The 13,519-nt window shown below is 54.2% G+C and carries 11 protein-coding genes; 6 read left to right on the plus strand and 5 right to left on the minus strand.

The genetic code is table 11. The features are described from left to right. Positions 1-20 precede the first annotated feature (20 nt). The 3 genes from rnhA to AC9UEO_RS05850 are packed head-to-tail and all read left to right on the plus strand — an operon-like array spanning position 21 to position 4,935. The gene (gene rnhA, locus AC9UEO_RS05840) at positions 21-467 is read left to right on the plus strand and encodes a ribonuclease HI (protein WP_509531251.1); all 447 of its coding nucleotides are present in this window, start codon (positions 21-23) and stop codon (positions 465-467) included. Positions 468-518: 51 nt separating this feature from the next. Beyond that, positions 519-1,835, plus strand: coding sequence for an efflux RND transporter periplasmic adaptor subunit (locus AC9UEO_RS05845; protein WP_509530964.1), 1,317 nt, complete (start codon positions 519-521; stop codon positions 1,833-1,835). A 1-nt stretch (position 1,836) separates the two neighbouring features. Beyond that, positions 1,837-4,935, plus strand: coding sequence for an efflux RND transporter permease subunit (locus AC9UEO_RS05850; RefSeq protein WP_509530966.1), 3,099 nt, complete (start codon positions 1,837-1,839; stop codon positions 4,933-4,935). An 11-nt stretch (positions 4,936-4,946) separates the two neighbouring features. On the opposite strand, the gene mobA is transcribed toward AC9UEO_RS05850, so the two are convergent. The 3 genes from mobA to AC9UEO_RS05865 form a co-directional block, all read right to left on the minus strand. Next, complete coding sequence (gene mobA / locus AC9UEO_RS05855; RefSeq protein ID WP_509530968.1) at positions 4,947-5,573, minus strand: molybdenum cofactor guanylyltransferase MobA; 627 nt, start codon at positions 5,571-5,573, stop codon at positions 4,947-4,949. Further along, positions 5,573-6,730, minus strand: a complete 1,158-nt coding sequence (moaA, locus tag AC9UEO_RS05860; RefSeq protein WP_509530970.1) for a GTP 3',8-cyclase MoaA — start codon at positions 6,728-6,730, stop codon at positions 5,573-5,575. Before moaA ends, mobA begins: the two co-directional genes overlap by 1 nt. An 85-nt stretch (positions 6,731-6,815) precedes the next feature. Continuing rightward, on the minus strand, positions 6,816-8,897 hold the full coding sequence (locus AC9UEO_RS05865; protein WP_509530972.1) for a sodium-translocating pyrophosphatase: 2,082 nt from the start codon (positions 8,895-8,897) through the stop codon (positions 6,816-6,818). 238 nt (positions 8,898-9,135) lie between these two features. Between AC9UEO_RS05865 and ppa the strand changes: the two genes are divergently transcribed. After that, positions 9,136-9,672, plus strand: coding sequence for an inorganic diphosphatase (ppa, locus tag AC9UEO_RS05870; RefSeq protein WP_509530974.1), 537 nt, complete (start codon positions 9,136-9,138; stop codon positions 9,670-9,672). A gap of 4 nt (positions 9,673-9,676) precedes the next feature. On the opposite strand, the gene AC9UEO_RS05875 is transcribed toward ppa, so the two are convergent. After that, positions 9,677-10,846, minus strand: coding sequence for a GNAT family N-acetyltransferase (locus AC9UEO_RS05875; protein WP_509530976.1), 1,170 nt, complete (start codon positions 10,844-10,846; stop codon positions 9,677-9,679). Positions 10,847-10,853: 7 nt separating this feature from the next. Between AC9UEO_RS05875 and AC9UEO_RS05880 the strand changes: the two genes are divergently transcribed. After that, complete coding sequence (locus tag AC9UEO_RS05880; RefSeq protein ID WP_509530978.1) at positions 10,854-12,518, plus strand: NAD+ synthase; 1,665 nt, start codon at positions 10,854-10,856, stop codon at positions 12,516-12,518. 34 nt (positions 12,519-12,552) lie between these two features. Beyond that, complete coding sequence (locus tag AC9UEO_RS05885; RefSeq protein WP_509530980.1) at positions 12,553-12,891, plus strand: P-II family nitrogen regulator; 339 nt, start codon at positions 12,553-12,555, stop codon at positions 12,889-12,891. Here AC9UEO_RS05885 and AC9UEO_RS05890 read toward each other — a convergent pair. Next, complete coding sequence (locus tag AC9UEO_RS05890; protein WP_509530982.1) at positions 12,888-13,472, minus strand: LOG family protein; 585 nt, start codon at positions 13,470-13,472, stop codon at positions 12,888-12,890. The genes AC9UEO_RS05885 and AC9UEO_RS05890 overlap by 4 nt on opposite strands. Positions 13,473-13,519 lie beyond the last annotated feature (47 nt).

Genomic DNA, 13,519 nt, shown 5'->3' on the forward strand with positions numbered 1-13,519 from the left:
AATTCGAGCGAGCACAGACGATGAAGTTGGTCACCATTTACACCGAAGGTGCTTGCAAAGGCAATCCCGGTCCAGGTGGCTGGGGCGCTTTTTTGCGTTACGGCGAAACCGAACGCGATTTGTTTGGTGGTGAATTGCTCACCACCAACAACCGCATGGAATTGATGGCGGTCATTCAGGCGCTGCAAGCCTTGAAGCATCCTTGCCATGTGCATTTGTACCTCGATAGCGAATATGTGCGCAAAGGCATCACCGAGTGGCTACCAAGTTGGAAGGCGCGGGGCTGGCGGACCGCGTCCAAGCAGGCTGTCAAAAATGCGGATCTTTGGCAAGTTTTGGACGAGGCGGTGTCTCAGAGTGGACACCACATTGAGTGGCGCTGGGTCAAGGGCCATTCGGGCGACACCGGAAATGACCGCGCAGACGCCTTGGCGAACCAAGGGGTGGCGGCGGTTCAATCGGGTTGATAATGACTTGATATCTTTCAAGGGTTTTGCTGACTTATGGCTTCGAAAAACATGATCACCGCTATAGCGGTTGCTGGTATTGCGGTGGCTGCTGCAGGCGGTTGGTGGTATCAAAACAAACCTGCTGCGTCTTCTGCCCCTGTTGCTAATGCTGGGTCGCCAGCCGCTCCTGCCCCAGGCACCAAACCGGGTGCGCCAGGTGCTGCCCCTGCGGGAGCGCCCCCAGGCCCGCCTCGTGCCATGGGCGTTGAAGTCGCCAAAGTCGAACAATCCACCTTGCGCGACGATGCGCAAACTGTGGGTACGCTCAAGTCGCGTCAAAATATCATGCTGCGCCCAGAAGTTGCGGGCCGTGTTGTCGCTTTGGGTTTTGCCGACGGCAGCCAAGTGCGAAAAGGGCAGATGTTGGTGCAACTCGATGACACCTTGCAGCGCGCTGAAATACAACAAGCTCAAGCCCAAATATCGATTTCGCAAGCCAACCACAAACGCAACCAAGAATTGGTGGAGAAAGGCTTTATTGCCCAGCGTTCGCTCGATGAAAGCCAAGCCAGTTTGCAAGTGGCACAGGCGCAGGTGGCGCTTACCTGTGCACGTTGGGAGCGTATGCGTATCGTGGCACCTTTCAGCGGCACTGTGGGCTTGCGCAATATCAACTTAGGCGACTTCGTCAAAGATGGTGCGGACATGGTGAACTTGGAAGATCTCACGCAGTTGTATGTCGATTTCCGATTGCCTGAACGCTACCAAAGCAAGCTCTCACCCAAGCAAACCGTGGAGGTGGTGATTGACGCCTTGTCGGGAAGTACCTACCAAGCCCGCGTCGAGGCAATTGACCCCTTGATTGACGCCAATGGGCGCTCCATCAGTGTCAGAGCTGTGTTGCGCAATGATGGACACGGTGAATCGCTTAGTCCAAAAGGTGGGGCAGCCCTCAAACCCTTGGAGCCTGCAGTGGCCATCCCCGCCCCTGCGACACCTGACACCGCTTGTCCGCCTCGACCCGCGCAAGTGGCCGATAAATTCTTAGCCCCTGGACCCCTGCGGCCAGGCATGTTCGCTCGTGTCAATGCCTTGTTTGCGCTCAAAAATGAGGCTTTGTCCATCCCTGAAGAGGCCATCGTCCCCATGGGCGGCAAGCAATTTGTCATCCGTGCGGTGCCCCCCGAAGCCGTACCTGGTGCAGGCCCCCTGCCGCCAGACACCACGCTGGTGTCCTTGCGTACCGAGGTCAAGTTGGGCGCACGTCGCCCCGGGCGGGTTGAAATTTTGTCTGGCTTGACAGCCCAAGACACTGTGGTGGTTGCTGGCCAGCATCGACTACAAAAAGATGGCACCGCTTTGCGTGTAGCCGAGTCTAGGAACTGATATGCAATTGCCTGAGTTGTCGATCCGTCGGCCAGTATTCGCCACCGTCTTATCCTTGCTTATTGTGTTGGTCGGCTTGGTGTCTTTCAACCGATTGGTTATTCGCGAGTACCCCAAAATTGACAACCCTACGGTGACGGTGGAAACCCGCTATGTGGGCGCCTCCAGCGCGGTGGTGGAATCGCAGGTGAGCAAGGTGTTGGAAGACTCGCTGTCAGGCGTTGAGGGCTTGGACGTCATCACCTCCATCAGCCGCCAAGAGCAAAGCCAAATCACTGTCAAGTTTTTGTTAACGCGTGACCCGGACGCCGCCGCCGCCGATGTGCGCGATAAGGTATCTCGTGTACGTCAACGCTTGCCGTTGGGTATCGATGAACCTGTCATCGCCAAAGTGGAAGCCGATGCGCAGCCCGTGATTTGGTTGTCCTTCAGTTCAGACACCATGAACACCTTGCAACTCACCGATTTGGCCAACCGCATAGCCAAGCCGATGATGCAAACCGCGCCTGGGGTGGCGGATGTGCGTATTTTTGGTGAACGCAAATACGCCATGCGAGTTTGGTTAGATACCGACCGGCTTGCAGCCTACCGATTGACCACACAAGACATTGAGGACGCTTTACGCAAGTCCAATGTGGAGGTGCCTGCTGGCAGGGTAGAGAGTCAAATGCGTGAGTTCAATATCACCACCGCCACCGATTTACGCAAGCCCGAGGAATTCGCTGACATTGTGATTCGCAATGTCAATGGCATGGCTATTCGACTGAGCGATGTGGCCCGCATTGAACAAGGTCCCTTGGCCGAACGCTTCTCGGTTCGTTACAACGGTAATGAAGCCATTGCCTTGGGCGTGCTGCGTAACTCCACCGCCAACCCCTTGGAGTTGAGCAAGGCTATCACCGCCATGATGCCTCGTATCAAGGAAAGCCTGCCGCCTGGGGTGAACATTGAAGTCGCCAACGACTCATCGGTGTTCATCGAAAAATCCATCGAAGCCGTGTTCAAAACGATCTTTGAAGCAGCGGCCTTGGTCTCTTTGGTTATCTTTGTGTTTTTGCGCACCCTCAGAGCCTCCATCATTCCTCTCATCACCATTCCAGTGTCTTTGATTGGCACTTTTGCGCTGATGGCTTTGTTTGGTTTTTCCATCAATTCGCTCACCCTGTTGGCGCTGGTCTTGGCCATTGGTTTGGTGGTCGACGACTCCATCGTGGTGTTGGAGAACATTTACCGTTATATCGAAGAAGGCATGGAGCCATTTGCGGCTGCCATCAAAGGCGTTCGCGAAATTGGCTTTGCGGTGGTTGCCATGACGCTGACCTTGGTGGCTGTTTTTGCACCCTTGGCCTTCACCCCTGGGCGCACCGGCAGGTTGTTTGCCGAGTTTGCATTGGCCTTGGCAGGTTCAGTCATGGTTTCGGGTGTCGTGGCTTTATCGCTTTCTCCCATGATGTGCTCCAAGCTCCTTAAACACAATCCCAACCCCTCTTTCTTTGACCGTGGTATGGGCATCTTGCTCGAAGGCTTGACGGCCGGCTATGGGCACGTATTGCGCTGGACCCTGACCAGCTGGCGCTTGGGTGGTTTCGAATTTTCACGCCGCTGGTTGGTGGTGGGCATCATGACTTTTGCAGCCTATGGCTCTTACCATTTGTTCATCAATGCCAAGAGCGAGTTAGCCCCCATGGAAGACCGTGGTGTGATCTTGGTCATCATCAACGGACCTGACGGCGCAACGCTGGATTACACCCAAAAGTACGTCAATATGCTCGAAAAAATCGGCCGCAAATACAGTGAGTTCGATAAATTCTTTGCGGTGGTGGGTAACCCCACGGTGGCCCAAGGCGCGGTGTTTTTGGGTGCTTTGCCATGGGATCAACGCAAACGCAGCACCTTGGACATGGCGCGTGAAATGATGCCTGCCATGGGCGGTATGTCTGGCGTAATGGCCTTTCCCATTACGCCGCCTTCTTTGGGACAAGCCTTTCGGGAGCGTCCTTTCAATTTCGTGGTACTGACCAACGATAGCTATGAAAACTTGGCCAAAGTCACCAAGACCATTCAAGATGAAGTGGCTAAAAACCCTGGCATCGTCAGCATGGACGTGGACTTGCGCTTGAACAAGCCCGAAATCAGTTTAGAGGTTGATCGCGAGCGAGCTGCCGATTTGGGTATTCCTGTCGAGGTCATCGCCCGTGCCGTAGAAACCGCCATGGGTGGGCGCAGTGTCACCCAATACAAGCGCGAGGGCGAAAAGTACGATGTCGTGGTGCAAACCGAGGCCAAGAACCGCAATACCCCAATGGATGTGGAGAAGATTTTTGTACGAGGCCACGCTGAAACCATGGTGCCTTTGTCGGCCTTGGTCAAAATGCAAGAAGTGGTGGTTCCGCGTGAACTCAACCATTTTGCGCAACGCCGTAGCGTCACCTTCACTGCCAATTTAGCACCTTCCTATTCTTTAGGGCAGGCACTGAACTTTATGAAGGAAGTCACTGCAAGAGTGCTCAAGACTGGCTACTCCACCGATGTCAACGGTAACTCTCGTGAGTTTGTGCAGTCTTCAGGCTCACTTACCGGCGTTTTTATCTTGGCCTTGGTGTTCATTTTCTTGGTGTTGGCGGCGCAGTTCGAGAGTTTTGTCGATCCGTTTGTCATCTTGCTCTCGGTGCCCTTGTCCATGGTGGGAGCTTTGTTGGCCTTGCAATGGACAGGCAGCACCTTGAATGTTTATAGCCAAATTGGGCTTATCACTTTGGTGGGCTTGATCACCAAGCACGGCATCTTGATTGTTGAGTTTGCCAACCAGTTACGCATGACAGGTATGAGTGCCTTAGAGGCTGTTCACAAATCGGCCACCTTGCGTTTGCGCCCTATTTTGATGACCACTGGCGCCATGGTGCTTGGGGCTATTCCCTTGGCTTTGGCCACAGGTGCTGGTTCGGAAAGCCGTCAACAAATCGGTTGGGTGATTGTGGGCGGCATGTCTTTGGGTACTTTGTTGACCATCTTTGTGGTGCCGACCATGTACTCCTTGCTGGCGCGCAAGGGTACGCCAGGGCCTATTCAAACTGTCTTCGAAGAAGACAACACGGTTTGAGTTAAATCGGCCTAGCCTTCCAAGTCCTTCAGTTGTTGCCATGTGTTGGCGTTGGCAAACGCATCGCGGGTATCGTGGGGCAGGTTGAAATCCATACGAGCGTTGACGTGTTGCGTGGTCCATGCGTCAATTTTGCGTCCACCACTTTGCAAAAAATCACTCAGACTTGTTAGCAAAGAACGGTGTAACAAGCAAAACACGGGCTGGGCTTGGCAAACAGTCTCGCCCTTTGCATTGGGCTCTGGTGCCCATGCAACCGCCATTGACGATTGTTCTGCGTCCACCGCCATGCCAAGGCGGTAAGCCAAATCCAGTGGAAAAAAAGGACTGTCACAGGGCACGCACAGCAGCCATTCGCTATCGCAATGTTGCAAGCCTGTCAGCATGCCAGCCAAGGGTCCTGCAAAGCCGCTCAAGCTATCGGCGTGGACTTCAAAGCCCCAGCTTTCATAGTCTGAGAGATGGCGGTTGGCATTGAGTTTGACAATAGAGACTTGGGCCTCTAAGCGCTTTGCAGCGCGCAATGCCAAGGCTTGTCCTTGGAACAGTTGCAAGCCTTTGTCTACCCCGCCCATGCGTTGCGCTTGGCCGCCAGCCAATACCCAGCCAGTGATGTTGTCAGGCGTTGGTGCGACCATCAGCCGCCGATGTAGCTCATTTCAACGCGCTTTTGACCAGGCGCGGGCAGGGGTTGCAGGTTCAGTCCGCGTAACTCCGAGTAGCGGTCGTCGCGCTGGTTCCAGATAAGGCCAATCGCCGAGGCAATGTCAGCGTCAGATGCGCCGTTGCGCAGCAGGCTGCGCAGGTCATGTCCTTGCGCAGCAAACAAGCACAGGTACAACTGGCCTTCGGTAGACAGGCGGGCACGGTTGCAGTCACCGCAAAAAGCTTGCGTCACGCTGCTGATGACGCCGACTTCACCCAAAGCCGGGTCAAAAATACCTTGCGTATTGGCATAACCCCAGCGCTGCGCAGTTTCGCCTGGCGTAGAGGCCTCAAGAGGCACCAATGGGAATTCGGTTTGCAGCAGTTTGACGAGTTCAGCCGAGGGCAACACCTCGTCCATTTGCCAGCCATTGGTTTCGCCCACATCCATGTACTCAATGAAGCGCAAAGTAATGCCACTGCCACGGAAGTGCCGCGCCATGGGGATGATCTCGCCCAAGTTGGTGCTTTTCTTCACCACCATATTGATCTTCAAGCCGCTGAAGCCGCCTTTGGCATCAAGCCCCAACCCCGCCTCTTTGGCCGCTTCGATGCCGTCGAGCACATCGGCCACGGGAAAGTCCACATCATTCATAGCGCGAAAGATGGCGTCATCCAAACCATCCAAGCTGATGGTCACGCGTTGCAAACCAGCGGCCTTCAATCCAAGCGCTTTACGGCGCAGCAGTGAACCGTTGGTGGTGAGGGTCAGGTCAAGTGGCTTGCCGTCGGGTGTGCGAAGTTTGGACAGTTGTTCAATCAGAACTTCTAGGTTTTTACGCAGCAACGGTTCACCCCCCGTCAGGCGAAGTTTTTGCACGCCATGGGCTACAAACAAAGAAGCAACACGGGTGATTTCTTCAAAACTCAAAAGCGACGAATGCGGCAGGTATTGGTAATCGTTGTTGAAGACTTCCTTGGGCATGCAGTAGTTGCAGCGGAAGTTGCAGCGGTCGGTCACGCTGATTCGCAGATCGCGCAGGGGGCGACCACGTTGGTCGCCAAGCAGTCCATTGGGGACGATGGCGGTGGCTGGCACGAGGGCAGGGCGGTTGCGTTGGTCAAAGAGGGGGATCACACGTTCAGTCATTCCTGCATTTTGCCCGAACCTCGTCATTGAGCGTAAAAAAGCCCGCCGAAGCGGGCTTTTTGCAGTGCATCAGAACAGTTCTGACTTAACCGCCGTGGATTTGCATCATCACCGGCACGATCAGCAATGCGACGATATTGATGATCTTGATCAAGGGGTTGATCGCAGGGCCTGCCGTGTCTTTGTAGGGGTCGCCCACGGTGTCGCCGGTCACTGCCGCCTTGTGGGTTTCAGAGCCCTTGCCGCCGTGGTGTCCGTCTTCGATGTATTTCTTGGCGTTGTCCCACGCACCGCCGCCGGTACACATGGAAATGGCCACGAACAAACCAGTCACGATGGTACCCATCAGCAAACCACCCAAAGCCGCTGGCCCAAGAACCAAGCCAACCACGATGGGTGCTACCACTGGCAACAAGCTGGGAATCATCATTTCTTTGATGGCGGCTGTGGTCAACATGTCCACCGCTGTGTCGTACTCGGGCTTGCCAGTGCCGTCCATGATGCCTTTGATTTCCCTGAATTGGCGACGCACTTCAACCACCACGGCGCCGGCGGCGCGGCCTACGGCCTCCATTGCCATCGCACCAAACAAGTAGGGAATCAGTCCGCCGATGAACAGGCCAATGATGACCTTAGGATCGCTCAAGTCAAAATTGATGTGAGCGCCCAGTCCCTCGAGTTTGTGGGTGTAGTCAGCAAACAGCACCAGCGCTGCCAGACCAGCCGAGCCAATGGCGTAGCCTTTGGTGACCGCCTTGGTGGTGTTGCCCACTGCGTCCAGTGGGTCGGTAATGTCGCGCACGCTGGCGGGCAACTCAGCCATTTCGGCAATGCCACCTGCGTTGTCAGTGATGGGTCCGTAAGCGTCCAAGGCCACCACGATACCGGCCATGCTCAGCATGGAGGTGGCAGCGATGGCTATGCCGTACAAGCCGCCCATGTCATAAGCGCTGTAAATTGCAGCACAGACAAACAGCACGGGCCAAGCGGTGGAACGCATGGACACGCCCAAGCCTGCAATGATGTTGGTGCCGTGACCGGTGGTCGATGCCTGAGCGATATGCTGCACAGGTGCGTATTGGGTGCCGGTGTAGTACTCGGTAATCCAAACCAATGCACCGGTCAGAATCAAACCAACTGCACAGGCACCAAACAGGCCACTGGCGCTCAAAGCGGTGCCATCGGGCAAAGCGATCGCCGCTGGAAACAGTGACTGTGTCACAAAGTAAAAAGCGATCAGTGACAAGACGCCTGATACAGCCAGACCTTTGTACAGCGCAGGCATCACATTGGTCATGCCAGGACTGGCCTTGACAAAGAAGCAACCGATGATGGACGCTACGATGGACACGCCGCCCAGTACGAGGGGGTAGAGCACCATATTGGGACCAGCCGTACCCGCCAGCAACGCACCCAGCACCATGGTGGCGATCAGGGTCACTGCATAGGTTTCAAACAAGTCAGCGGCCATACCAGCGCAGTCCCCCACGTTGTCACCCACGTTGTCAGCGATCACTGCAGGGTTGCGGGGATCATCTTCAGGAATACCCGCTTCAACTTTACCCACCAAGTCGGCACCAACGTCAGCGCCCTTGGTGAAAATGCCGCCACCCAGACGGGCAAAAATGGAAATCAGCGACGAACCAAAGGCAAAACCCACCAGAGGATTGAGCATGCCAGCCAGGGCTTTGCCATCTGCAGGCACACCTGCTGAGGTGAGGTACCAGTAAAAACCTGTCACGCCCAAAAGGCCAAGACCCACCACCAGCATGCCGGTGATGGCGCCACCACGAAAAGCGACATCAAGCGCGGGGCCAATGCCCTTGGTCGCAGCCTGGGCCGTGCGCACATTGGCCTTGACCGACACGTTCATGCCGATAAAACCGCAGGCTCCAGAGAGAACGGCACCAAGCACAAAGCCGCCGGCGCTCAAGGGGTCTAAGAACCATGCAATGAGTGCCGCCAGTACCACGCCGACCATGGCGATGGTTTTGTATTGCCGAGCCAAATAAGCGGCAGCACCAGTTTGAATGGCTGCCGCAATTTCTTGCATACGGGCGTTGCCTGCGTCTTGGGAAAGAATCCAGCTGCGGGCCCAGAACCCGTAAATCACGGCGATGAGGCCGCAAGCAAGCGCAAATAACAGCAGCGCTGTAGAACCAATCATAAGATCTCCTTGAAATGTTTCGCGTTGAGGTGGGTCACGCAACAGGGTTGTTTGACACCACCTTTGCGTTGCTTCCTCACACGCTCAAGAAGGAGGGTGATTGGCCAACGGCGTAACTGTAAGGGATCAGATTGTGTGCTTTGCTTCAAACACGGCGTTGGCGTAAGTAAAGTCAGGGTAATTACTGACAAAATAGTGCAGTTTTCCTGTTTCATTTTCAATTAAAGAGAATTTTTTCATGTCCCTCGATAACGTCACCGCCGGAAAAAACGCCCCCAACGAGTTCAATGTGATCATCGAAATTCCGATGAATGCTGACCCCATCAAATACGAAGTCGATAAAGAAACGGGTGCGATTTTCGTGGACCGCTTCATGAGCACGTCCATGCACTACCCGACCAACTATGGTTATGTACCTAAAACTATCAGCGGTGATGGCGACCCTGTGGATGTGCTGGTCATCACCCCCGTACCCTTGATTCCAGGCGTTGTTGTGCCTTGCCGCCCTATTGGTATTTTAAAGATGGAAGACGAAGCTGGCATGGACGGCAAGGTGTTGGCTGTGCCTACCGACAAAATTTTGTCCATCTACACCCAGTGGCAAAAGCCTGAAGACTTGAACCCCATGCGATTGAAAACCATTGCGCATTTCTTTGAGCACTACAAAGACTTAGAGCAGGGCAAGTGGGTGAAAATTTTGGGCTGGGAAGGGCCTGAAGCCGCACGTCAAGAGGTGCAGGACGGCTTAAACAATTACAAAAAAGCCAAGTCCTGAAGCTTTAAGGGCTGCGTTTGAACGGCTTGCGTTCATCCAAATGCGCTAAGTAATTGTCGACACCTGCGCCCTCTCGCTCAAGAAACTGCTCCACTGCATTGGCAAATCGAGAGTCTGCCAGCCAGTGCGCACTGTGCGTACTCACAGGCATCAAGGCGCGTGCCATTTTGTGCTCGCCTTGTGCGCCCCCTTCAAACCGTTGCACACCATTCGCCAAACACCATTGCAGGGGTTGGTAATAACAAGCCTCAAAGTGCAAGCAATCGACTCGTTCCAAGGCGCCCCAATAGCGGCCATAAGCCACCGCATGGTTGCTGCCCAGCCCGTGCACCCCAATCAAACTGCTGGCGATGGGGCGGCCATCCCGTTCGGCGATGAACATCAGCCAGTTCTCGGCCATTTCCGATTGCATCCGACGGAAAAAGTCTGGGGTTAGATAGGGTGCGTTGCCATGCTCAATGTAAGTTCGTTCATAGCATTGGTAAAAAAAGCGCCAGTCTTCTTCTCTGATTTCTGCGCCCAAAGCCCAGCGAAAACCTACACCTGCATCCGTGACTCGACGCCGCTCTTGGCGGATTTTTTTTCGCTTCTCTTGGGTCAGACTTGCTAAAAAGGTGTCGAAATCAGGCCATGCTTGGTTTTGCCAGTGAAATTGCACCGTTTGTCTTTGCAGCAAACCCAGTGCTTGGGCCGCTACCATGTCTTCATCATTGCCAAATAGCATGTGCAACGAGGACAGCTTTTCTTGCTGGCACCAGCCAATCACAGCTTGCAGCAAAAGCGCACGGCTTGCAGGGTCTTTTGCCAGTAAACGCGAACCCGGCACGGGCGTGAATGGCACAGCAATCAGCGCTTTGGGGTAGTAGCTAAGCCCGTGTTGGTGGTAGGCATTGGCCCAAGCCCAGTCAAACACATACTCCCCATAAGAGTGGTCTTTCAGGTAGAGGGGGCAAGCGCCCACCAATTCATCGCCCTGCCATAAGCTGATGAACTGCGCTTTCCATCCCGTTGCAGCAGTGGCGCTGGCGCTTTCTTGCATAGCCAGTAAATAGGCATGTCGCATAAAAGGGGTAGGACTGTGTTGCTGGAAAAGCAAACTATCCCAGTCTTTGGCGGCAATCTCTTGAAGATGCGGGTGCACCCGGATGCCATAATCGTTCAGCTCTTTTTGCATATGACCTATGACGCTTGAACTCAGTGTAGCCCAGCTCAATTTCACCGTGGGTGACATGCTGGGTAATGCCCAAAAAATTATGGACGCTGCGCGCCGCGCCTATGCCAAAGGGGTGAGGCTACTGATCACGCCTGAATTGTCTATTTGTGGCTACGCCGCCGAAGACTTGTTTTTACGTGCCTCTTTCATCTCGGCTTGCGAGCAAGCCGTAGACACGGTCAGACTGTCGCTGGCTGATTTAAAAGGTATGCACGTAGTGGTGGGTCACCCAAGCGGCCACGGTGAGCGTACCCGTTCGGTGGCAGTCAGTTTGCGCTTTAACATGGCTTCAGTTCTTTGCGAAGGCAAGTTGGTTGCAAGCTATGCCAAGCGCGAGCTACCCAATTACCAAGTGTTCGACGAGCGCCGCTATTTCAAACCAGGCTCACAGCCTTGTGTGTTTGAGGTGCAAGGCGTGAAGGTCGGTTTGCTCATTTGTGAAGATGCTTGGTTCGAGCAACCCGCAGCAGACGCTAAAGCGATGGGAGCGCAGGTGTTGGCCGTCATCAACGCTTCTCCTTTTCACATGGGTAAGGCGCAAGAACGTGAACACAAAATGCGAGAGCGCTGTTTGACCACCGGTTTGCCTTTGGTCTACGCGCATTTGGTCGGCGGGCAAGATGAAGTCGTGTTTGAGGGGCGGTCATTCGCTCTTCAAGCCACGGGTGAATTGGCAGGCAGGGCCCAGGGGTTTGTCGAGGCAGATTTCCATGTGTCAGTTCAATCCGTCAGCGGTCAAACTGTCTTGCAAGCCGCCACCGTGCCTTTGCAAACCGAACTCGCTGAAGTCTGGGACGCGCTGGTGTTGGGCGTTCGCGATTACCTTGGCAAGAACCGCTTTCCAGGCGCACTGATTGGCTTGTCAGGGGGTATCGATTCGGCTTTGGTGTTGGCGATTGCAGTGGATGCGCTGGGCCCACAAAATGTGCGCTGCGTCATGATGCCTTCCCCCTACACAGCGGACATCAGTTTGACCGATGCCAGAGACATGGCGCTTCGTATGGGTGTGCGCTATGACGAAAAATCAATCGTGCCTATGTTTGATGCTTTTTTGCAAACCCTTGAAACCGATTTTGCAGCTCTGCCATTGGATGCAACCGAGGAAAATATTCAAGCGCGGGTTCGCGGCACCTTGCTCATGGCCTTGTCGAACAAACATGGCGCCATCGTTTTAACCACGGGCAATAAAAGCGAAATGGCCACTGGTTATTGCACTTTGTACGGGGACATGGCGGGTGGCTTTGCTGTCATCAAGGATGTGGCTAAGACGCTTGTCTATCAATTGGCAACTTGGCGCAATCTGCACGACCCCTATGGCAGGGGTGCTTGCCCCATCCCTGAGCGCATCATCACACGTGCACCCAGCGCGGAGCTACGCCCCGACCAAACCGACCAAGACAGTTTGCCTCCCTATGAGGTACTTGACGCAATTTTGGCTCGCTACATGGAGCAAGACCAAAGCGCCCAAGATATTGTTAATGCAGGGTTTGCGCTTGCCGATGTGGAAAAAGTGACGCGATTGATTCGTATGAACGAATACAAACGTCGCCAAGCGCCTATAGGTATTCGAATAACCCATAGAGGGTTCGGCAAAGATTGGCGTTATCCTATAACCAGTCATTTCCGTTCCTGACAAACCATTTTTTGTGAAATCAAGGATAGCCACTATGAAACAAATCACTGCTGTCATCAAGCCATTCAAGCTCGAGGAAGTCCGTGAGGCTTTAGCCGAATGCGGGGTTACTGGTCTAACTGTTACCGAAGTCAAAGGCTTTGGTCGCCAAAAAGGGCATACCGAGTTGTACCGAGGCGCAGAGTATGTGGTGGACTTTTTGCCTAAGGTCAAAGTCGAAGTGGTGGTTAAGTCAGTCGACGTCGATCGCTGTGTCGATGCCATCGTCACAGCTGCGCGTACTGGCAAGATAGGGGATGGGAAAATCTTTGTCACGCCTGTCGAGCGAGTGGTGCGTATTCGAACCGGCGAGACAGACGAGTCCGCAGTTTAAATCGCGCCCAAGCCCGTGCCTTCAGACAAGCCTGCTTCTTGAATCAACAAAGGCAAAAGTTGCTCAAAGCTGGATGACTGGCGAATCAAATCCATTTGCCATTCAGAAACAAAACCATCATTGACGGTGGTACGCATGAAGGCCAGTAAGCCATCGTAATAACCATCTACATTCAGCAAGCCGATGGGTTTATTGTGGTAACCCAACTGGCGCCATGTCCAGACTTCAAAAAATTCCTCAAATGTGCCTATGCCACCAGGCAAGGCTAGAAAAGCGTCGGCTCGCTCGGCCATCATGTGCTTGCGTTGGTGCATGGTGTCAACCAAGTAAAACTCGTCGCAATCGTCGCGTGCGAGCTCCTTTTCAGCCAAGCTATGAGGAATGATGCCAACTACTCGGCCACCCGCTTGCTGCGTGGCTGCAGCCACAATGCCCATCAAGCCGTTGTTGCCGCCGCCATAAACCAATTGCCCTTGGTGTTGACCTATCCATTGACCAACGGCCTTTGCAGTTTGAGCAAATGATTCCAGCTTGCCTGGGCGTGAGCCGCAATACACACACAAAGAAAAAGCAGGTTTCATGGACTGGCAGGGGTTGGATTGGAGAAGGTTTCATGTCGAGTATCCAC

The organism is Limnohabitans sp., assembly GCF_040401495.1.
Taxonomy (GTDB): Bacteria; Pseudomonadota; Gammaproteobacteria; order Burkholderiales; family Burkholderiaceae_C; genus Limnohabitans.